Genomic DNA, 22,925 nt, shown 5'->3' with positions numbered 1-22,925 from the left:
ATAAAAAGCCGGGTCTGCTAACCCAGCCTATGTGAAGAAATATGAAAGTTTTCACGGTTATTGCAGATACACTGCTTAAATCCGGTTTCTATGCTGCCTGTTCCTGCCTTGCTGCCGCGAAGGATAAACCGTTCTCCGCATTCAGGGCAATAAATAGTGACCTGGTATCGTTCTTTGTTTTTCATAATTTCTATACCTCCTGGTCATATTTTCTCCCGAAAGCGTAGGAAATAGACATGCGGAGCGCCTGTCTGCTGCGATCCAGGGCAACAATCCACAAAACCGCCATAAATGGAATAATGAGCCAGAGGTAGACATTTTGTCCGCTATTTAAAATGTAGTCGTATGTTCCATGCAGAACAAACGAGACAAGCAGGCTGAGCGTAAGATATAATCTCCGTTTGGTGGCTGTGAGCGAAAACTTGGCTTTGCCCATATAATAGCCCATCATGACACCAAACAACCCATGGCTGGAAACCGGCAGTAAAGCCCGAAAAAAAGCGGTTGAAAGTCCATGCTTGAGAAGGTAAAGAAAATTCTCGACAGTTGCAAACCCAAGCGATACAGCTGCAGCATAAACGATTCCGTCGTATGGTTCATCAAACTCTACATGCTTATATGCTGTATAATAAATCATGGCCCATTTAAAAGATTCCTCGAGAAAACCAGCCAGTACAAATGATTCCATAAATGCGCCGGGTGCAAGTTCTGTGCTGAGGCCGTACTGAACCAGCATGACGGGAAATACAATCAAAATCCCGTAAATAAAAGTCTTGATGACCATTAATAAAGGTTCCATTTCATATTTGTCTTTTAGGTAGAAATAACTTAAAATAGCGATTCCAGGAGCGATGGCAGCTCCCAAGGTGGTAAGCATAACAAGTACTCTCCCTTTTTGTGGTTAAGCTTTTCTTTTATCGTACCACGGAATAGGCGGGAGTGAAATATAATATCTGGAGGTTGTGTAAGCGTGATGGCAGCAAAGCAGGAAAATCCAAAAAAAATTATTATTTTTAATACAGGCGGGACGATTGCGATGGAAGTAGATGAATCAACCGATTCCGTGCGTCCCGGGGAAAAGCAGCCCCTACACACCATAGAACCTATGCTCTCCCGGTATGCCGCATTCGAAATGATCGATTTATTTAATATGCCAAGCCCTCATGTTACCCCGGCTGACATGCTCGCACTGGCCCGGCAAATAAACGAGTATGCAACGAGGCCAGATACATCTGGATTTGTTGTCACACACGGAACAGACACACTGGAAGAGACTGCTTATTTTCTTGATTTGACAATAGCCACCAACAAACCAGTCGTCATTACAGGAGCCATGCGATCAAGCAACGAGCTCGGAGCCGATGGGCCTGTTAACCTTATTCAATCTGTCCGGGTGGCGAGCTCGTCTGAAAGCAAGGGGCGGGGGGCGCTTGTTGTATTTAACGACGAAATACATGCTGCCAAGTATGTAACAAAAACCCATACAAGCAATGTGGCCACGTTTCAATCCCCGCAGGTCGGCCCGGTAGGCACCATAACTAAGAAAACCGTCTCTTACAGCCAGCCGCCAGCGGTGCGAACCCAACCATTCGAGATTCACGCGGCGTCCAGGAACGTACCGTTAATCAAAATGGTAACCGGAATGGATCCGGCATGGTTTTTATGGCTGCTGCAGCAAAAAATAGACGGGCTAGTGGTTGAGGCGTTCGGCGCGGGAAATGTACCGCCCGCCATTCTGCCTATCTTCGAGCAATTAACGGTACAAGGGGTGCCGATTGTCATGGTTTCCCGCTGCTACAACGGATACGTCCAGGATTTATACGGCTATGAAGGCGGCGGCAAACAGCTAAAAAAATTGGGGATTATCTTCTGCAATGGCCTTAATGGGCAAAAGGCCCGCATTAAGTTAATTGTTGCCCTTGAAGCGGGGGTTTCTGAAACGCAGCTAGCTGAGCTTTTTTAACCGCTCTTCAATGTTTGCCGCTAGGACCGCACCATGGTCACGGCCGTTCTCAATGAAGATGGCGTTAGCGTTGTTTCCGGCGGCAATAACCCCCGCGATAAACATATCTGCCACATTGGTTTCCATCGTTTCTGGGTTAAACACAGGCTCACCACTGTCTTCGTTTATTTGCACACCAAGCGATGTGAGGAGACGGCGGTTTGGCCTGTAACCGGTAAGGGCAAGAACTGCATCATTTTCGATTACCACTTCCCGCCCTTCCTGCAGCAGAACAAGCCGATCTGTTTCAATACGCTTCACTTCCGTAGTCCACATCGCTTTAATAACGCCCCGGTTTATAATGGACTCGAACACAGGCCGCACCCAGGCTTTAATAGACGGAGAATAATCAGCGCGCCGATAAATCCATGTTACCTCGCCGCCGGCCCGCTCAATCGCAAGCGCGGCTTCAACGGCATTATTATTACCGCCAATTATGGCTACTTTCTGCCCCTGGTACGGATGCGCCTCCCGGTAATAATGCGTCACTTTCTCTAATTCTTCACCGGGTACATCCAGATAGTTTGGGTTATCAAAATAACCGGTGGCCACAACGATATACCGGGCTTCATACGTTTTTCGTTCGCCGGTGCGCTTTACTGTCCACACGCGAAATCGGTCTGCCCCCTTCTCAACCGTCTCGACCTCCTCATACGTATGGATGCGCACGCCTGTCCGCTGCGCAACGGTTCTATAGTAGCTGAGAGCCTCCTCGCGGGATGGTTTCTCACCCGGCACAATAAAAGGAACATCGCCTATTTCAAGCCGCTCTGAAGTGCTGAAAAATACCATGTTGATTGGATAACCGTATATTGAATTTACAACACACCCTTTTTCAATCAATAAAGGATCGATACCCCTCTTTCTCAGTTCCACTGCAGCTGCCAGCCCGCATGGCCCTGCTCCAACGATAATAACTTGTTCCACTGATAAATCCTCCAATTCTCCTGTTGTATTTCTATCTCTGGAAAACGAAAAATCCTCCACAACCAATCGTAGAGGATTTTGGCCCGGTTCGCAACGCCGGTGACCCATGTTTGCCCACCTCAAATGGATAACTCTGTATGCTACGACTGAAAAGGGATAAACATCGCCTTTTCTTTATCAAAAAGAAAAGCAATCTGTCCAAGTGAACCATTTCGGTTTTTGAACACCCGGATTTGTACTTTTTCCTGCTTTTTTTCAGACTTCTCCTCTTCGGATTCAAGAAGCAAAATAACATCCATTGACGCTTCAACCGTAGGTGACAAGCCATTTTGCAGCCCGGCTTCCCGGGGCGCGGCCACAACTATCGGCACATCCCATTTGCGCGACCACTGATGCAGAAGGTAGGATACGAGCGACATGTTGTTTATCAGTCGTCTCTCTGCATCCCGGATGGGGACACGCTGAATATGATCGATAAAGATGACGGGCACACGTCCCAGCGATTGCGTGATTAGTTCTATACATTCTTCCACATCTGAAAGCGTCGTATCCACCTTACCCTCAATCGTATACAGGTAATTGGCGATCTCTTTGTAAGCTTGATTCGCCCGTTGAATTTCCTCGGGCTCGATATGTCCCGCCAGAACTTCCTGTGTGGATACCTGCAGAATACGCGCCATCGACCGTGCCCACAGTTCAAACATCGTCATATCCCACGAAACATAGACGACCGGGATCTCTTGTGCTGCGATCTGGTCCGCTATCTGGCGCATAAACATCGATTTGCCGCTTGACACGTTGCCGTGGACGAGGTAAAGCCCGCCTCGCAGCCCGCCCAGCAGTTGTTTGTCTAGCGGTGCAAAGCCTGTTTTTATCCCGTTGTATTCATTTTTAAAACGCTGGCTGTATTCCTCCATAAATAGCGTCAGATTTTTCGCATCAGCAGCTACCGGCTCTTTTATCGTTTCTTCTACAGAATCTCGCAGAAGGTCAAGAAACCGCTGCTTGGGGTTTTTTATTTCGGTAAACATATAGTTAATATTCCGAATCCCTTCCGGCAGATAAATGATATACACTTCTTTTGCTACATTGGCCAGCATCGTTTGGATGCGGTTGCTTTCTCTCCGGCTGTTCTCATCATTCGGATAACAAATAAAAACCCGCTTGCCTGCAAGAAGGGCGGCGTGCCCTTCCCGAAATACCTTAAACTCTGGAACACATACCGCACATAGCTCGGCCTGTTCCAATGTGAGAACATCGAACACATCCCGGCAAAGAATAATTTCATCTTCTTCAGTTAAAACTTCCAGGTTGAAAAATGTATCCACGCTGCCAATCAGCGTCTTATTCTGGGGCAGCGGATCCTGGATAGACTGACCAAGTAAATCTACCAGTTTACCATTCGTATCATATATCGGGAAAACCAAATAATTGGTAAAAAAACCGCCAAGTTTTTTTTGACGCGAGCCAAAACCAATCTGTGGCTCTTCAAAACCAATATGGTATTTCTCAACCGTCTCCATTTCGATTCCTTTTCGTTTAAGAAAAGAAATCGCATTTGATGATAGACGTTTTTCATAGTAATGTACCAGATTTTCCAAATCAACTTCTGAAATGCGCTGGGGAAGGTTAACATTATGAGCATCTTCTGCCACTGGTTTATCCTCAACATCGCGAATATTTTGACTCTCTGCAGATTTCAGTTCAATTGACGTTTCATTAAATTTGGTTTCCGCCAGCTTCGCTTCGCTGGTTTTGTTGTTATTGTCCTGCTCCATCTATTTTCACTCTCCCTCGTTTCCTTTCGGCCTCACTGTATTTCAGGTGAATCATCATCTCCTGCCTGCTACAATGTATGTGGTTTCACACAAAAAGCGCTTGTCCTACTCCCTACCACACAGCAGATTCACGAAACGACCAATCAGCCCTAAAGAGCAGACGAAAAAAACACACAGCATCATACTGTGTGTTTCCGGTAAGAGAAGCCTGAAATTATGAAAAATACTGGCAAAGTACTTTGACTGCATCATCCCCGATTACAACGGCTCCGTATTCCTGCAGAACGTATTTCGTTGTAGTAGAAGCTTCACCATATTCAGAAAGAACGGCGATGAAGTCTTCATAATCCTTACGTTCCATTTCTATCTCTTCGAATACGAGGTAGTAGCGGCCGTTATAGGAGTATAAGCTGCCTCCATACAAAAGTTTTGCATTAATACGGTGTGCCAGTTCAAGGAGATCTTCAAAATCAGAGAACGAGTAGATGACATCGTCGCTTTCTTCAAGTGTTACCTGCATTTCATATATATCATCATAGTCCATATCATCAGAACTATCTATTGAATCAGTCTTACCACGTGTAACAATAACTACCATTCCCTGGGCTGGAAGAGAAAATACTTCAACAGCAACCGGACCATTCACACTAAATCCTACTTCTTCATGGGCCTGATCCATCATGTCATTGAATAATTCATGCACTTTAGGGATGTCACGCCACATATCGTCTTTTTCTATGCCTCTTTCTACAAGATCATCAAAGGTTAAGAAAATCCTTATTTTGTCTGTTCCCAGACGTTCAACGCGCATTATGGCCCCTCCCTCCGTATCTCCGGTGGTAGTATTAGAATACGTTCTACCTTGCTGTTTTGTTAAAACTATATTCGCTCATTTTTTAAAGATACCAAGCGAAGTGAGAATGGTACTTTAATGATACCATGTTAAAGGAGCTGTGGACAAGATGCAACTGTTAAAAAGCGCCGCCTGAAACACTGCGGCGCTAAAATTTAAGGCAGGCAAAGGCGAATACAACTGCAGTTCCAATTACCGCTCCAATTATAAAGGAAAGAATCACTCCGGACGCTTCGTCTTTGCCCCTGTGGTCTGCGGTTTTCTGAGCGTTTGTTTTCACCAGGTAGAGCCTGGGCCTCTCTGCTTTATTACGATGCCGCTGCATATACCAGCCTCCTGCGTGTGCGAATAATTTTAGTATAGGCAGAAGACGAGGCTATTATCAAAAGCGCTATTCCTTCACTTCTTGAATTTTAGCCTGAATTGTCCGGTACAGCTGGCGTAAATCCATGACGTCACCTTGCGCACGCAATGCACGGAATTTATCCTGAAAGCCGGTTGCCTCTACTACATAGCCTCGCTGGTATAAATTTTGAATTCCCTGAAGGATGCGGGAAACGGTATTGGATTTAAATTCAAACAACTGCTGGGCATCACGTATTTCATCGCGTATCTCCGACATCTCGGTATCAAGCAAATAAGCAGCCTCAGCCGCCTTGCGCAGCCGTTCCTTTATGTCCTCAGGTATATTTTTCTCATACTTATAGCTAAGCGAATGTTCAATGGTCGCCCAAAAATTCATAGCTAGGGTACGGATTTGAATTTCAGCTAAAATTTCTTTTTCCCCAATTGATGTCTGTACTGGATATCGAATGATAACATGATAGCTGCGGTAGCCGCTTGGCTTCTGGTTGTTAATGTAATCTTTTTCATAAAGGATCGTCATGTCGTTGCCGTTACGCTGGTGAATAAGCTCTACAACACGTCTGATATCCTCGGAAAACTGGCACATAATCCGAATGCCTGTTATATCTTCCATCTCCTCAAGCCGATCCATCGGGATTTGCAGCTTATTAGCCTTCTCGAGAATACTGGATATTTTCTTTATACGCCCTGTTACGAATTCAATTGGTGAATATTCATTTCTCTTCTTTAATTCCTTTCGGATACTCCGAAATTTCACTTTTAATTCCTCAACCGCCTGTTCATATGGTATCAGAAATTGTTCCCACGAACGATCGTCCACGAAACATTGTGCCCCTTTCTTGCTAGACATCCTTTGCTATTTTATCACATTCAAAACAAATTGGAATTATCTGCGTCGCTGCTGCTTACACTTTGCAGAAAGATCGCGACACAACTCCATTATCTATCCTATAAAAAAAACTCACGGGGCATGCCCGCGAGTCAGCTATTTATAGATATTCATTTTCATGTTTGGCTTTTAGACGGCGCCAGCGGCGTTCCACCTCTCCGGCAAAGTCTTGCAAGTATTGTTCGTTTTCTAGTTTGGTCATATGGCGGGTTTTGCCCATTAATTTGAGCCAGTCCTGGACTTCAATGCGTTTTCCTTTTGCTTCCGGATCGTACGTGATAGATGTAATGCCTTGTTCGATTTCATATAGCGGGAAGAAGCAGGAGTTTACAGCAGCTTCAACAATGGATCCGCCCTTTTCATCATCTGATTTCCAGTTAAGCGGGCAAGCGATTAAGATTTTGCCATATACTAGACCCATATGCTGCGCATACCACTGGGCTTTTGCGGCCTTTTTAACCAAATCCTGCGGAAACGCTTCGGTGCCGGTGAATGCATACGGAATGTTGGTAGATGCCATGATCTGCACCGTATCCTTATGATGAAATTTCTTGCCCTGCTGAAATTTTCCCACATTAGAGGTAGAAGTCATGTGCCCCAGCGGAGTCGAATAAGACAACTGGCTGCCTGTATTCATATAACCTTCGTTATCGTACTCTACGATAATCATTTTGTGATTGCGAAGAGCCGTGCCAATTGCAGGCCCCATTCCGATATCCATACCCCCGTCTCCGGTTACCATGACAAAAGTAAAATCTTCGGCTACTTCAATCTCGCCTCTGCGTTTACGCTCAAAAAACATTTCAACAACGCCGGAAAGCGTGGCTGCCCCATTCTGGAACAGGTTATGGATGTAGGATTGTTTATGTGAACTGTATGGATATCCCGTCGTTACGACCATCGCGCAGCCAGTCTGAAACAACACGACGATATCGCCTTCAATACCTTTAAAGAACAACTCCAATCCAGGGAAGATCCCACAGCCCGGACACGCACCGTGACCGGGTGCAATCCGCTTTGGTTTTCCGGTGAGCGCCCGCAGAGGCGGAATTTTAACGTCCAGTTTCCCGGTGTCTTCATTGGGTTTAACCGTAATCAGCCCTGTTTTAAAGGCATCCCCATAAAGCGGTTCAAGCACACGCTTAGGCGCCAGCATGGTATTTCCCGGATTATGTCCAAAATAATCAAACGGGACGGGCGCAAAACCAAGTTCCGCCGCTTCTAGCGCCATGTTAAAGAATGCTTCGGCGTCTTCATGGAAGAAGTCTTTGCCACCTACGCCAAATATCCGGCTGAGCACGACCGTTTCATTTCCTTTGATCTCCTGAAGCGATGATTTGACTTCATGGGTCAAGTTTGCCCCGTGCCCGCCATACGAATCGGCACGTTCGCCAACCAGAATCGCCTTGAGGTTCTTACACGCCTCTTTAATTTCCTCTGTCGGCCATGGACGAATGACATTCGGGCTGATAACGCCTGCTTTAATCCCCTGAACGCGCAGCTTATCGGCAACATCCTTCGCTGTCTCGGCAGCTGAATTGAGAAGAAATACAGCTACTTCTGCATCTTCCATTCGGTATAGATCAAGCGTTTCATATTTGCGGCCAGATATTTTCTCATATTCGGCTGCAATCTCCTTAAACAATTCGCCGGCACGGTATATGGCTTCAGATTGTTGGAAGTTATTATTTATTAAATCCGGGTCATTCATATACGGTCCAATGGTCACAGGATTCGCCGGATCCAGTGCATGGACATAATCAGAAGGCATTTCTCCTACGAAAGCCTGAACCGCCTTGCGGTCTGAAAAGTACTGCACACGCCGCTTTTGGTGAGAGGTAAAGAATCCGTCGTATGCAACCATTACAGGGAGGCGCACATCTTTATGCTCAGCCAGGCGAAGCGCCATAATGTTCATGTCATACACAGCCTGAGGATCGCGCGCCAGCAGAATGGGCCAGCCAATATTTAACCCATAATAGAGGTCCGAATGATCGCCCCGAATGTCAAGCGGCCCGCTGATGGCTCGCGTAACCAGATTAAGCACCATTGGAAAGCGGGTGCCTGACTGAACCGGCAGCTGCTCAAGCATATACAGAAAACCGTTTGCACTCGTGGCATTAAATACGCGACCACCTGCGGCTGCCGCTCCATAGCAGACCCCTGCTGAACCATGCTCGCCGTCAGCTGGTATCAGCACAATATCATGCTCGCCGCGCGTTTTCATGGCATCCAGATACTGGGCAACTTCTGTAGAGGGTGTAATGGGGAAATACCCCATAATATGATAGTTAATTTGTGCAGCAGCCATGGCCGCCATTTCATTGCCGGATTCAAATGTTAAAGTCTGCTCAGGTTTATTATTCTGCCCGGCGATCAGAGTCGCTTTTTCCTGTTCATAATTAATAGACATTTTATAGATCTCCTCCCGCCGCTTAATTAGAGGCCAGCACGAATTTTTGGGGAACTCTGTGGTCTTCCGCATAATCCTGCTCTTCACGAAGGCTTGTGAGCGCGTCAACAGGACAGGCCTGTACGCATTTCAAACAGCCTTTGCAGTATTGGTAGTCAATACCGTTCAAAAACATCTGCGGACGACCTTTCTTATCTTCGCCCTCTTCCCAAACGAAACAAAAGTCCGGGCATACCGTGTCACAGGAAGCACAATGAATGCATTTGTTCGCGTGAAATTCAGGCAGAAAACCCTGTCGGCTGCCGCTGAGATCTTTTAATATGCTGTTTCCGGGGTTGATAATGACTCCGCCCATTGGCTGTGTAGCCCAGCCCAGGTCAGGAATCGACCGCTGATAAGCTATGCCTTTGGCCCCTTCTGGCACTGCGTATGATTTAAACGCAACCTCGTTATATCCGCGGTCAAATGTCCGGATATTCGGTTCGACAAGGTGTGGATACTTCTTTTCAAAAGTTCTGCGGATAACATTGCGCATCTCTTCCGGATCGAGAAAATCGCAGATTTTAAACAGCGCCCCAAGCATCGCAGTGTTGACCTTCGTTTTTTCCTGTACGGCGATTTCAAGAGCATCTATAATGGCCAGCGTTCCATATTCAAGCTGGAGATCCTCACGAACAACGTCAAAATCCCGGGTTGAATTTACAAGCACAATTCCATGAGAATCCAGACCGGAAACCACATTTATTGTCTTGTACAGCGCTTCGTGAAAAACCCCAACAACATGAGGACGTTCAACGGGACTGGCCGCCCGAATATTGGTATCCGGATCGCTAAAGCGAATAAACGCCTTAACAGGAGACCCTTTCTTCTCAGAGCCGTATGAAGAAAAATTCATTCCGTTTAATCCCAGGCCTAATACGCCCGCCTCAGCCAGCATTTTTCCGGCAAGATTGGCTCCCAGCCCCCCGATGGATTCCAACCGTATTTCGTAAAAACCTAGATCATTCTTCTTTGGAAGTATTGACATTTGCTTAACCCTCCCGATCTGTCGTTACTAGAACAGCTCACCCAAAACTCTGATACACGATTTTAACAGCAATTGAATCATCCTAATATTCCAACAACTTCATGTTAAGATATCCAAAACTATGGATAATAATTCCACATCTTTTTTCTTTAGCCACAGTATAACAGCAATTTAATTTGGTAGCAACAGGTTTTTTAAATGGTATCGTTGACCTTCTGATTTATTTTTTAAAACGCTTACTTTGCTGTTAATAAAGGTTTTTTAATTTTTCAACACAGACAAAAATTGACCGAAACAGTTATGCAACAGTTTATAAAAATTATATATAACACAATGAATTTAACATTATTATCACAGTATTAAACTAACATAAAAAAAAAAAAAAACAGTCCGCCAGAAAGCGAACTGCATGAAGATTCTACTGTCATATAACAAAATATACTTGTTGTGACACAGACTACTGTATCAAACTTTTATGAATCCAAATTGCGGCTTGTGCGCCATCACCGATAGCTACAGTTAGAAGCTGCGAGTGGGCCACCACGTCCCCTGCTGCCCAAATATTCGGCACATTTGTCTGCTTGGTTCGGCCATCGACCGGGATATGTCCATTTTCTAAACGTTCAACCCCAAGTTTTTTGGCGATATCCGACTCCGCCTTATTCCCGCCAAAGGCGATAAAGCCCTTCTCTGCAGGGATAGTTTTGCTATTTCGAAGCTCAACATGGGTTAACATATCGATACTGGCGTAATGAATCCGGGCCGCAGGTCCATCGATAATGGATATCCCCTTCTCCTGGCATTTTGTTTGCAACTTAGCTGAAACAGGGCTTTCCTCAGGTTCGTGGTTGATAAACGTAACCCGTTTTGTCCAATACCGGAGTTCACATGCAAGGGAAGCTCCTGGGTTGCCGGCTCCGATTACCACAGTTACACGGTCCTTAATTTCATAGCCATCACAGTCCGGGCATACATACATGGACAGACCGAGAACCTCTTTCATTCCCTCTATACCGTCGGGGATGCGGTCGGTTAATCCTGTGCTGATTAACACTCGCCTGGCTTGTATGGTTTCTCCACCGCCTAATTTGAGATGGAAGCCTTCTCCATTTTTGCTGCCGTCTACGACTGTATCCTCCATAAATTCCACCCCGACCGCCCGGGCCTGTACAGTGCCAAGTTCACGGAGCCTGGGCCCTGAGACACCATCTGGCCACCCCAGGATATTTCTATAGTTACGGGCCAATAAAGATCGGCCCCGATGCCGGTCAATTACAGCAATTCGGTGCATATAACGGCCAAGCTGCAGAGCAGCCTGCAAGCCCGCAATGCCTCCCCCGATAATAACGCAATCGTACATGCCTGTCTCTCCTTTCGATTAGAACGACCTATCCTACCCTTTTTACCTCTCTTAGTTTTAACCGAAAAGACAAATACCGTCATGAAATGTATGACGGTATTCCGAACTTTATTTTATTTACACTGATGCGCGCGCCATTGGGGAAGCTTCAACCTTAGCTTCTACATAAATCTGGTGCCAGAGCATGAAGATAAGCAGCACCCACAATTTACGGCTGTTATCCCGCTTACCGATTCTATGCTCATCAAGCATCGCCTGGACCGCGCTCTTATTAATGTAGCGATCCACCTGAGCATTTGCAATCAATTCTTTGGCCCACCCGTACCACTCACTGCGCAGCCAAACCCGGGTAGGCACAGGAAAGCCAAGCTTTTTCCGGCCTTGCACATCTTGCGGCAGAATGCCTTTCATTGCCTGTCGAAGCGCATACTTTGTCGTGCGCGCCGCGGTTTTATGCCGGGTCGGAATGGACGCCGCCACCTCGAATACCTTTGTATCCACGAAGGGCACTCGAAGCTCAAGCGAATGGGCCATTGACATTTTATCGGCCTTTGCCAGTATATCCCCGCGAAGCCAGGTGTGGATGTCTACATACTGCATTTTGGTGACATCGTCATACATCCCTGCCTCTTCATACAGGTGTGCTGTAACGGAAGATGCCTCTTCGTAAGGCGTTTCCTGCAAGAGTTGATCATGGATAATTTGCTGTTTAGCTTCGTCTGTAAAGATTTTCGCATTGCCGTAAAAGCGCTTTTCAAGCGAGGTTGTACCGCGTTCGATGTAACTTTTCCCCCGCATTCCTTCCGGCAGCCGATCAGCAAAAGCCCGCAGAATCAATCGCAGCCAGCCAGGCATTTTATTAAAATGCCGCAGTCCATGGGGTTCACGATATATATTGTAGCCGCCGAAAAACTCATCGGCCCCTTCCCCGGAAAATACAACCTTAACATGTTCACTGGCCAGCTTCGATACAAAATACAAACCAACCGCGGAAGGATCTGCTACAGGTTCGTCCTGGTGCCACACGATTGCAGGAAGAGCGGCAAGATACTCTACGGCATTCACCTTGATTTCATAATGTTCGGTTCCAAGGAAGTCGGCGGTTTTGCGGGCTAAATCCAGTTCGCTGTAGCCGGGCATTTCAAAACCGACAGAGAAGGTTTTGGTGCCTTCCATCCTGTGGAGCAGCGCTGCAAGGGCACTGGAATCAATGCCGCCTGACAAAAAAGCGCCCCGAGGCACATCGCTGATTCGATGAGTCGAGACAGAATCTTCAAGTACAGCAAGTGTTTCTTCAACAAAATGAGAAAGGGGACGATCCTGTGGGTGAAAAGCTATCGTATAATAAGGTGTGATGGTTAGCACATCATTTTTAACTGTAAATTGTTCGCCCGCCCTCAGTTTATAAATGTTTTGAAACATAGTAGCTGGCTCAGGTACATATTGATAGGTAAGATAATGGTAAAAGGATGTAATATCTACATCTCGCTTAATAGAAGGGTCGGCAACTATGGACTTTATTTCAGAAGCAAAAATAAAACCCTTGTCCGTTTCGGTCCAGTAAAGAGGTTTAATGCCGAAGTGATCGCGGGCGCCAAATAAGATTCCATTTCTCCTGTCGTAAATGGTGAAAGCAAACATACCGCGAAGATACTGGGTACATTCCTGGCCAACCTCTTCGTATAAACGCATAATCACTTCTGTATCAGAAGATGTCCGGAATATCCGACCTTTTTCCTGAAGCCATGCTCTTAGTTCCAGGAAATTATAAATTTCGCCATTAAAGGTCAGGCTGATATCGCCTTCTTCATTGTGAAAAGGCTGAGCACCCTGTTTTAAGTCGATAATGCTTAATCTCCTAAAGCCCATCCCAATATGTCCATCCACGTGAAGCCCTTCATCATCGGGTCCGCGGTGGGCGATAATACGTGTCATCGTTTCAAGCAGATCACTTGAAACTTGTTGCCCACGTTTGTCATATATTGTTACAAATCCACACATGTCATGTCTCCCGATTTTTATTTCACTAATCATTTTCAGTGTACCCATTTATAATGAAAAAACCGTGAGAGTAAAAAAAATCCCGGATTTCTCCGAGATTTAATCGATGTATGTTATCGCTTGGTGGCCCATTTGTTCCCAGGCCTTTTCAAAGGAATCCCGCGGAACTTTCCTGTTCTTTTGATCTGTAAGCGGATCATTGAAATAAACAAAATCCTTATCGTACCCGGTTACAAGTACAGAGTGTTCTTTATAAGTAATCTGGATGGGACCAGACGGTGTTTCCCATGTTTGAAAAGCACTCGCAGGCAGAAGGTCAAAATCAACATTGGCAATGACCCATACAGGCCGCCCCTGTTGCACTTGAACCAGCATGTCCGTAAAATCAGCTCCACTCAGATCCAGAATGCGGCCAGGAAGATATTTCTCCGCTAACTCATCAATAGGTCCGTGGTAAACGGCAAGACCGGGCTTATCAAATGTATCCATCGCTCCCACAAATCCTGTGTTAGGATTGCCGAATGAAACGTTTCCGTCTTCATCTTCTTCATAAGGGGTATCGTCCTTTTTTACCTCGCCTGCAAGCGTCATCTTGTCGACTTGTATGCCTGCAGAAGACAGAAGCATAGACAAACTCGTCACCTCACAGCCGCGCGGCAACTCCGGCATCTGGGCTATCACAGGCACACTCGTTAAGGCACTGGTTTTGAGCGGCTTATCCAGATCGCGGATCAATTTATGCCCGTCTCGCAAATAAATGGCGGTGTGTTTCACCTGATCGGCAGCTTGAGCCGCATCCGCATAGGTGGCGTAATCTCCGAGAATTTTGCTGTCCTGATAGACAAGATAGGCTTTATAATTGTCCCACAACGCTTTTCCATTCGCTGTCCGAACAGAAGCATGGGGAACATTTTTAGCGTATGATACAGCTTCAGATAAACTGATACACCTCTTCATTAGCGCATCCCTCTGGTATACGGCGTAATCCATTGTCGGCGAGCTCTTTACCGTGTGCCGTATCGTATGCGCGTTTCCCGTTTCTTTTCCGATTGCCTGGGCAGCAAGCGTAAGAACTGAATCATTGTTCATCGCATAGACACCTGCCAGAATAATCAGAGCAGAAAGAATAAATAATTTCTTCATAAATGAATCTCCTCCGGTACACTCTCAGATTAATATCGTACCATAAAAATCAGCTCCGTTGTCTTTTTTCTTTTATTTCACATTTATTCCCTCACAATGATCCTCTCCAGGGTTTCATCGATTTTTTTATCGGGTAATTGAGAATATTACTACGTCACTTGTTTTAAAAATAAAAAGAAAACAGGAGATCGTCAGGGTACATCCATCAAGAAAAGCTTCTTAGACTTCCTTTTCTTTATACGGAGGGTGTGAAAATATGAAAGAGGATTGTACATCTTTTAGCTATGGACAGCATGTGCACATAATCAATCAGAAGAATCCCTATTACGGACAACAAGGCGAATTCATTGCTCACCTGCATAAATATGGAAACTATAGAATCAGGCTAAAAAACAGCCGCTATATTACAGTTGGGCCTGGTGATATCGCTTCTCTATTTGATCCGGACACGCTGTATGAAATAACCTACCAGCAATATATCCAGATGCAGGAACTTGCCGTTGAGCTCAACGACCGCGACTGGTTTGAAGAGATAGGCCATAAAATTAAACGTCATCTTAAGAAAGCGAAAAACTGAAAGAGGCGGCAAAAGCCACCTCTTATCCTAAAAATTATTTAATTACAATGGGGTTAACTGGCGCCCCGGTCCCCTGCACAATCTTCAATGGTGCCGCCGTATAAAGGAATGTATATTGTCCATCATCTGCACAGTCATCAGCTAAATCCTCCAACCAGTTGATTTCATTAAAGGAAACACCCAGATTTCGAAGGAGTGCACCATGTAAAGGAAGCGCTGTTCCTGTTACAGCGGAAACCGTTTGCTCGTTAGCAATCGTATCGGTTCCAAAGGCCGGTATTTCCATATCATAGAACCATTGCACAAGCTCCGGCGTGTAGGTTATGCCAGGCTCATTAAACTCCCCTTCATAAAAGGCCGACGCACCTTGATTATAGAAGACGCTTAGCCATCCGGTCCGTATGAGAATAATATCCCTTTTCTGAATCGTAACCCCTTGGGCTGCTGCTGTATTAAGCAGATCATCCAGCGTAATTTGTTCGCCTTTATCCAGATGTTTCTTTCCTTTAAAACGCGCTACATCAAGGAACACACCACGGCCAACAACCCCATGCTCCGCAATAGGCATGATCGAGCATTTTTCCATTCCATCAATCGTTGTATTGGCTGAAAAACCATTATAGACCGCGTCGTCATACCAGACATGCCCAAGAGCATCAAATTGGGTTGTACCTTGAACAGCCATGTAAATCACATCATCCGCATATTGTAGACCCGCTCCAAGAGGTTGAAGTTTGCCGCAGCAGTAAGTACCATGGTCTTGCGTCATATGGTGGCCAGGCTGCGAGCGGCCTGGCCACACAGGGTCACCTTCTTTACGAGCGATCGGACACCCTAATGTAAAAACTTTTCCGCTCTGTACCGAAGCCACTCCGCGCAAAACCTGAAGTTCGTCCAAAAAATTTACTGCCCCCAGTTCATCTTCGGCACCCCAGCGTCCCCAGTTTTTCGGTGCATCCTTTAAAATTTCAGAAATAGATTTCATTTGCGTTGACATCGTATCCTCTCCATTTCTTAAAAATTAGGTTAATCATGATTACTGGCTGTTTACATAACGAAGCTGTGTCTTTATTATTTTGCCATTCGGATTTCTTGGCAACGCTTCCAAAAATTCTACATAAGCGGGCACTTTATATTTCGCCATACGTTCGGCAACCCATTGTTTGACCTCTTCTTCCGATAAACGCTGCCCCTGGCGTGGAACAACATAAGCTTTAACAACTTCGCCATATGTGCTATCCGGCACACCGACAATAGCCGCTTCCATGATTTTTGTGTTCGAATAAAGAACATCTTCTACCTCGGCAGAATACACTTTTTCACCACCGCGATTGATCATGTCCTTAATACGATCCATGATACTCACAAAACCCTCTTCATCGATCATGGCTAGATCTCCAGTAGCAAACCATCCATCTACAATGGCAAGTTTTGTGGCCGCTTCGTTTTGCCAGTATCCTGGTACAACCATCGGCCCCTTAACTAATAGCTCGCCTACTTGCCCAGGAGGCAATTCTTCACGGGTTGCAGGATCAGCCACTTTGACTTCACCGACCGGAACAGGAATGCCAACCGTATTCAGTTTTCTCACCTGATGTTGATGCGGCATGAGGGTTACCGGCGAAGCCGTTTCAGTCAATCCATAGGCGTTATGCAATTCCAAACCCGGGATCCATTTCTGCAACGCCTTTACCGTCTCCGCTGGCATGGGTGCCCCGCCGAATGCGGCACAGCGGAATGAACTTGTGTCATATTGTGTGTAATCTGGCTGCATCAAGGACATGACATAAACAGTAGGTGCTGCAATTACATGGGTAATGGATTCCTCCTGGATAAGCTGTAGGAATTGATCCGCCTTAAACATAGGCATGAGCACAATTTTCCCTCCTAAATAGATAAAAGGAACTAATTGTGCGGCAAACCCGGTAATGTGAAACAAAGGAACAGCAACAAGGGTTTTATCGTCCGAGCTTAAATTAAAGCATAATGCGTAATTTATCGCTGAATGGATGAGATTAAAATGGGTGATTACCGCCCCTTTTGGACGCCCTGTGGTGCCTGACGTGTACATGATGATCGCTGCATCGTGTTCATTTACTTCTTCCCGAACACATCCTGGTGCGGTTTCCTGTGTTAATAACTTATAAGCTAGTGTACCATTTGGGGGCGTGTCACTCGTTACAAAAACATGTTCAACCGGAATAGTTCCAATGATCGGCGAAAGATTCGGCCACCACTCTAAATTGGTGATTATTACCTTAGCCCCGGAATTTTGCAGCATGTACTCCAATTCTGATGTCCTCAGTTTGGTGTTAAGGGGAACCGCTATTGCCCCAATCTGCAGAACCGCAAAAACACCGACGACAAAAGGAATCCCATTCATAAGCAGCAAAGCAACACGGTCACCCTTTTCGACTCCATAACAGTTGCGCAGTTGATAAGCCATGCTCTGCACTTGTTCCTGCAAATTACGATACGTTATACGGTCATTATCATGTACGAGAGCAACTCTATCGGGAAAGCGGGCAACACTGTTCTCGAAAGTCTCGATAAGTGTTTTTGGCCTGTCCCGATATACCTTCATCTCAATTCCAGCAATCACTTCCTCTGTAATGGCGTTTTGTATTTCTTGATCCCAGGCTACGTTCAAGCAAATCTCACCTCCACCAGATTTACAGTAGTTTTAACACCTTTACAAAACAGCAAGAATTATGCCAATATTTAGAACATATAAGTCGGACCGTTTGTTCTTTTCTATTACTAAAAGTGTTTCTTTAAGAAACAAAAGTGTTTCGATTCGTAACGTATGTTTACTTAAGAAACGCCAAGAACAATCGGGCATTACAATAGCCCATACTTTTGCAGCTTCGCATAAAAGGTCTTGCGGCTGATCCCCAATTTAAGGATCGCTTCTGTGCGGTTTTTGCTGCTACAGAGCACCTCTTTAATCCTATCTCGCTCTGTTTTTTCCAGTAATCCATTCAAGCTGTGAGTGCTTTTTGAGTAGTTACCAAGAGGACTCTCTGCAGCCTCCGTTTGCACCTCTGTATTCCGTAAATATTCCGGGATATCATCAGAGGACAAATAAGTTTTGATGCTCACTGCGATCATTCTCTCTAACACATTAGACAACTCCCGGACGTTTCCTGGCCAATCATACTCTACGAAAGCATTTAGGACTTCTGGGGTAATGGTTACGTGTTTTCGATACCGGGCGCAGATTTCAGCCATGATAGTGTTCACCAGGTAAGCGATGTCAACTTTCCTTTCTCTTAGCGGAGGAATGTGGATAGGCACCACGTTTAGACGGTAATACAGATCCTCTCGGAAAATCCCTTGTTTAATCAGCGTACGGAGATCCCGGTTCGTGGCGCAAATGATCCGCACATCAAGTGGATGCCACTGCGTTCCGCCCACTTTTTGAAACGCACGTTCCTGTATGACCCGGAGGATTTTGGCTTGAAGGTTAAGCGGCATTTCTCCAATCTCGTCTAAAAACAGAGTGCCTCCGTTGGAAAGTTCAAATAGACCCTTTTTCCCACCCTTTTTTGACCCTGAAAACGACCCCTCTTCGTAACCAAACAACTCACTTTCGAACAGGGATTCCGGAATCGAAGACATATTTATCGGAATAAATGGCCTGTGCACCCTCATACTTGCCTCATGAATCGCCTTGGCAAATACTTCTTTTCCAACACCTGTATCCCCCTGCAGGAGGACAGTGGCATCTACCGCAGCTACCTTCCGCGCAAGATCCACAGCTATTTTCATCCTTGTTGACTGGCTCTCCAAAAGTGAAAAGCTCTTCCGGTGTAACCTTTTTTCTAGCTGATGTGAGTATCTTTTATAACGATTTAATTCTTCTTGCAGGTGTACGACTTCACTAATACCTCTCATAATGGCAACTGCACCAATCAATTGTTCTTTTTCAATAAGGGGCGTAATGTTTGCACAAACATCCTTTTTTAAGGAATGTACATAGCTATAATCGTTAATCAGCTCTTTTCCATTTTGAAGAACTTGAAGAATGCGGGCTTTCGGCTCGATTTCTGATAGTTTCCTTCCAATTATTTTAGGTGCCGGGATTCCAAAGTGGCGGGAATAAGCCTTATTTACAAATGCGACGGTAGTATCCTTGGAAACAACTAGAACCGCATCATGAATTGACTCTAAAATATCTAAAAAATGATTTTGTAATTTCATATATTTCCTCTTCATCCCCTTCGTTGTAAGAAGAAATAAACAAACATTCTATAAACAAACTATAACAAATCTTATTAATAGATTCAAAATTCGATCTACAATTGACACTGGCACAGTTTATGCAAGATGAAGCTTGCCGTCTTATTGAGACAGCAAGCTTCAGAGAGTCGAGCCATCTATAGTAAGCTTGGCGGTTTTTTCTCACTCTTCGTATACGACCTTGTAGGAATACCCCTGCTCTATCAGAAACATCTGTCTTTTTAAGGCGTACGTTTCCTCCGTCGAACCGGCCGAGACAAGCGTATAAAAGTAGGCCTGGTTGGTCTTCTTCGGGCGCAGTATCCGTCCGAGGCGCTGGGCTTCTTCCTGGCGCGACCCAAACATGCCGGATATTTGGACCGCTACACTTGCATCTGGAAGATCGACCGCAAAATTGGCAACCCGGGACACAATCAGATTGGATATCTCTCCCCTGCGAAATTGGGTATAAAGGGTCTCCCGTTCTGCATTTGGCGTCCTGCCTGTTATCAGTGGAATCCCCAACTCATGCGATAGCTCTTCCATCTGTGATACATACTGTCCAATAATTAAAACCTGCTCACCCGCATGCCGCTGCAGCAGGTTCTTAACAGCCGGGATTTTGCGGGAGTTCTCAGACGCAATGCGAAACTTTTGCCTTTCGCCGGCTTCCATGTAGCGGCTCCGTTCCTGGCCCACCAGAGGGAGCCGGATCTCAGTGCAAGAAGCGCGGGCAATGTACCCTTCTTCCTCCAAAATTCTCCAGGGCAGCTCATATTTCTTTGGTCCAATTAAACTGAATACGTCCTCTTCACGTCCATCTTCACGTACCAGTGTGGCTGTTAAACCGAGGCGCCTTTTGGCTTGTATATCCGCTGTCATGCGAAATACCGGCGCTGGCAGCAGATGGACTTCATCATACAGGATAAGGCCCCAGTTACGCCTGTGGAAAAGATCGAGGTGTGGAAACTCCCCACTAGCGTTTTTATAGGTCATCATTTGATAAGTTGAAATGGTAACCGGGCATACTTCCTTTTCACTGCCTGTATAAATGCCAACCTGATCAGGGGAAAGCGTTGTCCATTTTAAAATCTCAGCCCGCCATTGGTGAACAGATGTCGTATTGCTTGTGAGAATAAGCGTGTCCATTTTAATTCGTGCCATCGTCTCAATTCCGACAATGGTTTTGCCAGCCCCACACGGCAATACCACGACGCCATTGCCTCCATATACGCTTCCTCCTGCATAAAAAGCGTCGACCGCTTCTATTTGGTAAGAGCGGGGCGTAAATCCTTCCTCGTTGTTTAGGGTTACGTCCAGCGGTTCGCCACTTGAATAACCGGATAAATCCCGCACAGGATACCCAAGTTTTAGCAAGGATTGCTTAATTAAACCTCTTAATTGTTTCGGCACGGCCACTGTATAAGGATTAACGACCCGTAGAATATGCCGGGCAAATGAGGGGTAGCTAAGGAGTTCTTCCATGCTGCCATCGTCTTCTGAAACAAGCAGCAAATCATTATTTTCAAAACGCATCATAATCTTCCCAAATCGGGATACCGTATCTTTGATTTCCTGAACCAGCATTCGGGGTATGGGGTATTTAGAATAGCGCTCAAGCGTTTCGATGATTTGCTCGTCCTGCATGCCTAAGGAAGCTGCATTCCAGAGCGATAGCGGTGTGATTCTGTATGTATGAATGTAGTCGGGACTTTTCACAAGTTCTGCAAAGGGGAGAATAGCGCTTCTTGTTTGCTTGTATAGTTCATGATTCACTTCAAGGAGAAGCGTGCGGTCTCCCTGCACAATAAGCGGCCGATTCATCATCATGGCATAACCTCCTCTCCATAGTGTTCCCCAGATAAGAAAAATACGGCAGACATGTCCCGCTTTCCTGTTGCAATGAAAGAAACCACCCTTTTTTAGCGGGGTGGTATAGGTATTTTTAGATAGGTGCCCGTTATCACATTCTCTGCATCCTTGATACCGTTGTAATTGGCAAGATAATATTGATACTGTCCTGTATTGTAATAACGAAGCGAAAGTCTGTACAGCGTTTCCCCGGGCCGTACCCGGTGATAGAGAACCCGGTTTCGCGGCTGCGCCTTCGGACTGGACGCCTGTGACACAGTCGCCGGCTTCTGCTCTGTGCATGTTTTAGAAGCAGCAGGCGGCACAGATGGCGCAGCGGCGTGCACCGCTTTAGCAGACGAACCCGCCGCGTTCGTGGCTGGCGCAGTTTTTGCAGACAGCCCTGTAGTGTTCCTGTCCAACCCAGTTTTCGCTCCCTGCTGTTGTCCACTCTGTGCAGGTGAGCCTGGTCGGACTGAACTTGTCTGATTTACAGGCGAGCTGCCGCCATTCTGCTTGGCTCCAATTGTTTCTCCTTGTTTGCCGTTGTTGGCTGAAGAACCCGTTTTGTCAGCGGGTTGCTGTGAAGTGCTCCCACTTGAAAATGCAGGTGCCACAGGTTTAGACGCTTTATATGCCCAGAATCCCCCGCCTGACAGCACCAGAAGCAGAACAGCCCCTCCCAAAAACAAAGCTGCTCTCGGAGGCGGGGGTTTAGGATGCGCCTGTTTTCGAGGGGGGAGCGAATCCACTGAAGGCACAGAATAGACCGGTGCGCGCATCTGTTCCATCTTGGAACGCAATTCTTCAGCTTGATCGGAATGTTCCATCCTATCTTTATCCATAGATACGCCTCACTATTTATCAGATTATGTCAAAAACAATTCGGCTTTCGTCGCTAAAACCCTTCTTTTTTCCGAATAAACCAATCATTCCGTGAAAAACAACCCAATATGAAATCAATCAGAAAATGAGCGGTAATAACCGACCAGATGGAGCCTGTGCGGTTATACAGCCATCCCAGTAGAAGGCTGACCGTGAGAACCGTCACGAACATCACCCATTTCTTCAGGTAGCGTACGTGGATGAGTGCGAATAGGGCACTGGTTGCCCACAGCCCAAGATTCGGCTGCATAACGCCTCGAAACAGCAGTTCCTCACAGAAGGCAACAACCAGAGCAATAAATGCGATGTGCCAGTACGGCAGTCCTTTAAACAGCAGTTCATTTAGACCGCCGTCGTCGAATGTTTGAGGCGGGAGAACCCTTATCATGGCAGCTTCGGCCGCGACAACGGCCCCAGCGGCTGCGGCGCCCAGCAGAATGGCTGGCCTAATATTCCCGAAGGAGAATAAATCCGTTAACACCATGCCTTTGCGCATGTAGAATACGAAAACGCCTAGCAGGCCGATAACGAATAAAATCCCCTGCGAAATATACACATTCAAAAGAAGTACACGTTGGGAAAGTCCCTTTTCTTGCAGGTCCATTTCTTATCGTCCTCTCCATCCGCCAGTG

At 46.1% G+C, this 22,925-nt stretch carries 20 protein-coding genes; 2 read left to right on the top strand and 18 right to left on the bottom strand.

The genetic code is table 11. The features are described from left to right. Nucleotides 1-17 precede the first annotated feature (17 nt). Both PP175_RS09175 and prsW read right to left on the bottom strand, forming a co-directional pair. On the bottom strand, nt 18-185 hold the full coding sequence (locus PP175_RS09175; protein WP_272442446.1) for a hypothetical protein: 168 nt from the start codon (nt 183-185) through the stop codon (nt 18-20). Nucleotides 186-190: 5 nt separating this feature from the next. Further along, nucleotides 191-877 carry a glutamic-type intramembrane protease PrsW gene (gene prsW, locus PP175_RS09170; RefSeq protein ID WP_272442445.1) on the bottom strand — a complete coding sequence of 229 codons (687 nt, stop codon included), beginning with the start codon at nt 875-877 and terminating at the stop codon, nt 191-193. 96 nt (nt 878-973) lie between these two features. Here prsW and PP175_RS09165 point away from each other — a divergent pair, with 96 nt between their 5' ends. Next, nucleotides 974-1,963 (top strand): asparaginase, encoded by a 990-nt coding sequence (locus PP175_RS09165; RefSeq protein ID WP_272443225.1) that lies wholly within the window; start codon nt 974-976, stop codon nt 1,961-1,963. On the opposite strand, the gene PP175_RS09160 is transcribed toward PP175_RS09165, so the two are convergent. The 10 genes from PP175_RS09160 to PP175_RS09115 form a co-directional block, all read right to left on the bottom strand. After that, nucleotides 1,946-3,037, bottom strand: coding sequence for a YpdA family putative bacillithiol disulfide reductase (locus PP175_RS09160; RefSeq protein ID WP_272442444.1), 1,092 nt, complete (start codon nt 3,035-3,037; stop codon nt 1,946-1,948). The two genes, PP175_RS09165 and PP175_RS09160, sit on opposite strands and share 18 nt — an antisense overlap. Before the next feature lie 32 nt (nt 3,038-3,069). Beyond that, entirely contained in the window at nt 3,070-4,707 is a 1,638-nt protein-coding gene (locus PP175_RS09155) for a bifunctional DNA primase/helicase (protein WP_272442443.1), read from the bottom strand. 214 nt (nt 4,708-4,921) lie between these two features. Further along, the gene (locus tag PP175_RS09150; protein WP_272442442.1) at nt 4,922-5,518 is read right to left on the bottom strand and encodes a genetic competence negative regulator; all 597 of its coding nucleotides are present in this window, start codon (nt 5,516-5,518) and stop codon (nt 4,922-4,924) included. 190 nt (nt 5,519-5,708) lie between these two features. Then, the gene (locus PP175_RS09145; RefSeq protein WP_272442441.1) at nt 5,709-5,885 is read right to left on the bottom strand and encodes a hypothetical protein; all 177 of its coding nucleotides are present in this window, start codon (nt 5,883-5,885) and stop codon (nt 5,709-5,711) included. A 66-nt stretch (nt 5,886-5,951) separates the two neighbouring features. Then, nucleotides 5,952-6,746: a GTP diphosphokinase gene (locus PP175_RS09140; protein ID WP_272442440.1), complete on the bottom strand. Its 795-nt coding sequence runs from the start codon at nt 6,744-6,746 to the stop codon at nt 5,952-5,954. A gap of 169 nt (nt 6,747-6,915) precedes the next feature. Then, entirely contained in the window at nt 6,916-9,228 is a 2,313-nt protein-coding gene (locus PP175_RS09135) for a thiamine pyrophosphate-dependent enzyme (protein WP_272442439.1), read from the bottom strand. A 22-nt stretch (nt 9,229-9,250) separates the two neighbouring features. After that, nucleotides 9,251-10,255 (bottom strand): 2-oxoacid:acceptor oxidoreductase family protein, encoded by a 1,005-nt coding sequence (locus tag PP175_RS09130; protein ID WP_272442438.1) that lies wholly within the window; start codon nt 10,253-10,255, stop codon nt 9,251-9,253. Nucleotides 10,256-10,712: 457 nt separating this feature from the next. Next, nucleotides 10,713-11,615, bottom strand: a complete 903-nt coding sequence (locus PP175_RS09125; protein ID WP_272442437.1) for an NAD(P)/FAD-dependent oxidoreductase — start codon at nt 11,613-11,615, stop codon at nt 10,713-10,715. A 117-nt stretch (nt 11,616-11,732) separates the two neighbouring features. Beyond that, nucleotides 11,733-13,616 (bottom strand): asparagine synthase (glutamine-hydrolyzing), encoded by a 1,884-nt coding sequence (gene asnB, locus PP175_RS09120; protein ID WP_272442436.1) that lies wholly within the window; start codon nt 13,614-13,616, stop codon nt 11,733-11,735. Between the two features lie 99 nt (nt 13,617-13,715). Continuing rightward, entirely contained in the window at nt 13,716-14,759 is a 1,044-nt protein-coding gene (locus PP175_RS09115; protein ID WP_272442435.1) for a C39 family peptidase, read from the bottom strand. 256 nt (nt 14,760-15,015) lie between these two features. Here PP175_RS09115 and PP175_RS09110 point away from each other — a divergent pair, with 256 nt between their 5' ends. Then, nucleotides 15,016-15,336: a hypothetical protein gene (locus PP175_RS09110; protein ID WP_272442434.1), complete on the top strand. Its 321-nt coding sequence runs from the start codon at nt 15,016-15,018 to the stop codon at nt 15,334-15,336. Between the two features lie 34 nt (nt 15,337-15,370). On the opposite strand, the gene PP175_RS09105 is transcribed toward PP175_RS09110, so the two are convergent. The 6 genes from PP175_RS09105 to PP175_RS09080 all read right to left on the bottom strand — a co-directional run bounded on the left by PP175_RS09105 (nt 15,371) and on the right by PP175_RS09080 (nt 22,897). Beyond that, entirely contained in the window at nt 15,371-16,333 is a 963-nt protein-coding gene (locus PP175_RS09105) for a cyclase family protein (RefSeq protein WP_272442433.1), read from the bottom strand. Nucleotides 16,334-16,372: 39 nt separating this feature from the next. Further along, entirely contained in the window at nt 16,373-17,986 is a 1,614-nt protein-coding gene (locus tag PP175_RS09100) for a class I adenylate-forming enzyme family protein (RefSeq protein WP_272442432.1), read from the bottom strand. 191 nt (nt 17,987-18,177) lie between these two features. Next, complete coding sequence (locus tag PP175_RS09095; protein WP_272442431.1) at nt 18,178-19,539, bottom strand: sigma-54 interaction domain-containing protein; 1,362 nt, start codon at nt 19,537-19,539, stop codon at nt 18,178-18,180. Between the two features lie 201 nt (nt 19,540-19,740). Continuing rightward, nucleotides 19,741-21,387 (bottom strand): DNA repair helicase XPB, encoded by a 1,647-nt coding sequence (locus PP175_RS09090; RefSeq protein ID WP_272442430.1) that lies wholly within the window; start codon nt 21,385-21,387, stop codon nt 19,741-19,743. Between the two features lie 92 nt (nt 21,388-21,479). Next, the gene (locus PP175_RS09085; RefSeq protein ID WP_272442429.1) at nt 21,480-22,253 is read right to left on the bottom strand and encodes a LysM peptidoglycan-binding domain-containing protein; all 774 of its coding nucleotides are present in this window, start codon (nt 22,251-22,253) and stop codon (nt 21,480-21,482) included. 53 nt (nt 22,254-22,306) lie between these two features. Then, complete coding sequence (locus PP175_RS09080) at nt 22,307-22,897, bottom strand: CPBP family intramembrane glutamic endopeptidase (protein WP_272442428.1); 591 nt, start codon at nt 22,895-22,897, stop codon at nt 22,307-22,309. Between the last annotated feature and the right edge of the window lie 28 nt (nt 22,898-22,925).

The sequence above is a fragment of the Aneurinibacillus sp. Ricciae_BoGa-3 genome (genome assembly GCF_028421645.1).
GTDB lineage: Bacteria > Bacillota > Bacilli > Aneurinibacillales > Aneurinibacillaceae > Aneurinibacillus_B.
The sequence above is the reverse complement of the archived record's forward strand: the minus strand, read 5'-3'. Positions and strand labels throughout refer to the sequence as shown.

Bases quoted from the DNA above. Each gene is read 5' to 3' on its own strand.
- PP175_RS09080 (WP_272442428.1), bottom strand. From the start codon at position 22,897: ATGGACCTGCAAGAAAAGGGACTTTCCCAACGTGTACTTCTTTTGAAT.
- PP175_RS09175 (WP_272442446.1), bottom strand. From the start codon at position 185: ATGAAAAACAAAGAACGATACCAGGTCACTATTTATTGCCCTGAATGC.
- PP175_RS09110 (WP_272442434.1), top strand. From the start codon at position 15,016: ATGAAAGAGGATTGTACATCTTTTAGCTATGGACAGCATGTGCACATA.
- PP175_RS09115 (WP_272442435.1), bottom strand. From the start codon at position 14,759: ATGAAGAAATTATTTATTCTTTCTGCTCTGATTATTCTGGCAGGTGTC.
- PP175_RS09095 (WP_272442431.1), bottom strand. From the start codon at position 19,539: ATGAAATTACAAAATCATTTTTTAGATATTTTAGAGTCAATTCATGAT.
- PP175_RS09155 (WP_272442443.1), bottom strand. From the start codon at position 4,707: ATGGAGCAGGACAATAACAACAAAACCAGCGAAGCGAAGCTGGCGGAA.
- PP175_RS09105 (WP_272442433.1), bottom strand. From the start codon at position 16,333: ATGTCAACGCAAATGAAATCTATTTCTGAAATTTTAAAGGATGCACCG.
- PP175_RS09165 (WP_272443225.1), top strand. From the start codon at position 974: ATGGCAGCAAAGCAGGAAAATCCAAAAAAAATTATTATTTTTAATACA.
- asnB (WP_272442436.1), bottom strand. From the start codon at position 13,616: ATGTGTGGATTTGTAACAATATATGACAAACGTGGGCAACAAGTTTCA.
- PP175_RS09135 (WP_272442439.1), bottom strand. From the start codon at position 9,228: ATGTCTATTAATTATGAACAGGAAAAAGCGACTCTGATCGCCGGGCAG.
- PP175_RS09085 (WP_272442429.1), bottom strand. From the start codon at position 22,253: ATGGATAAAGATAGGATGGAACATTCCGATCAAGCTGAAGAATTGCGT.
- PP175_RS09125 (WP_272442437.1), bottom strand. From the start codon at position 11,615: ATGTACGATTGCGTTATTATCGGGGGAGGCATTGCGGGCTTGCAGGCT.
- prsW (WP_272442445.1), bottom strand. From the start codon at position 877: ATGCTTACCACCTTGGGAGCTGCCATCGCTCCTGGAATCGCTATTTTA.
- PP175_RS09145 (WP_272442441.1), bottom strand. From the start codon at position 5,885: ATGCAGCGGCATCGTAATAAAGCAGAGAGGCCCAGGCTCTACCTGGTG.
- PP175_RS09150 (WP_272442442.1), bottom strand. From the start codon at position 5,518: ATGCGCGTTGAACGTCTGGGAACAGACAAAATAAGGATTTTCTTAACC.
- PP175_RS09130 (WP_272442438.1), bottom strand. From the start codon at position 10,255: ATGTCAATACTTCCAAAGAAGAATGATCTAGGTTTTTACGAAATACGG.
- PP175_RS09160 (WP_272442444.1), bottom strand. From the start codon at position 3,037: ATGGGTCACCGGCGTTGCGAACCGGGCCAAAATCCTCTACGATTGGTT.
- PP175_RS09090 (WP_272442430.1), bottom strand. From the start codon at position 21,387: ATGATGATGAATCGGCCGCTTATTGTGCAGGGAGACCGCACGCTTCTC.